The following is a 215-nucleotide window of genomic DNA, read 5'->3' as shown; positions in this document are numbered from 1 at the left end:
CGACCCTCGCTGATCGCGAGCGGGTGCTGGGCCCCGACCACCCAAGCACGCTGCTCTCGCGGAGCAACCTGGCCAACGCCTACGAGTCGGCGGGTGATCTGGGCCGGGCGATCCCACTGCACGAAGCGACCCTCGCTGATCGCGAGCGGGTGCTGGGCCCCGACCACCCAAGCACGCTGCTCTCGCGGAGCAACCTGGCCAACGCCTACGAGTCG

1 protein-coding gene is annotated in these 215 nt (G+C 70.7%); it reads left to right on the top strand.

What is annotated here, in order from left to right; genetic code table 11:
- A partial coding sequence (locus ADL03_RS09460; RefSeq protein ID WP_157528407.1) for a tetratricopeptide repeat protein occupies positions 1-215 on the top strand: 215 nt, incomplete at both ends.

The sequence above is a fragment of the Nocardia sp. NRRL S-836 genome, from assembly GCF_001279525.1.
Classification (GTDB): Bacteria; Actinomycetota; Actinomycetes; order Mycobacteriales; family Pseudonocardiaceae; genus Lentzea.
This window is presented reverse-complemented; position numbering and strand designations above follow the sequence as displayed.